Source organism: Micromonospora endophytica (assembly GCF_003236305.1).
In the GTDB taxonomy this organism is placed as follows: domain Bacteria; phylum Actinomycetota; class Actinomycetes; order Mycobacteriales; family Micromonosporaceae; genus Micromonospora; species Micromonospora endophytica.
The window spans coordinates 1-483 of record NZ_POTX01000521.1; the positions used below are offsets into that span (position 1 = coordinate 1).

The 483-nt window shown below is 67.3% G+C and carries 1 protein-coding gene; it reads right to left on the bottom strand.

What is annotated here, in order from left to right; genetic code table 11:
- A partial coding sequence (locus C1I93_RS30885; protein ID WP_111246726.1) for a hypothetical protein occupies positions 1 to 483 on the bottom strand: 483 nt, incomplete at both ends.

The following is a 483-nucleotide window of genomic DNA, read 5'->3' on the forward strand; positions in this document are numbered from 1 at the left end:
CCGAGACCTGCACGGTCTGCGCGGCCTGGGTCAGCGGCATGTCCTGCCAGCCGTCGACCTGCTTCAAACCCTTCAGGAACGCGGTGGTGGAGTACTCGGGGTCGGTGATCTGCTCCACCGTGCCCCAACCACTGGACGGACGCTGCTGGAACAGACCCTGCGAGTCGTGGTCGTTGCGGTCACCCAGGTGACCCAGGTTCTCCAACTTCGACTCCTGCAACGCAGTGGCGATGGAGACGACCGCGGCACGCTCGTCCATACCGGCCTTCTTCGTCGCGGCGATGATCGCCTTCACGTTGGCGGTCTGCTCGGCGTCCAGATCGATCCGCGACTGCGCACCCTGCACACCATGCGGAACCAGCCTGCTGGTGTCCGGCTTGTCGGCCTGCACCGCCGCCACCGACTTACCCGCGCCCAGCGCGGCACCATCGACCTGCGCGGCGACCGGACCGGCGAACATGCCACCGGCGAAAGCCAGACCAG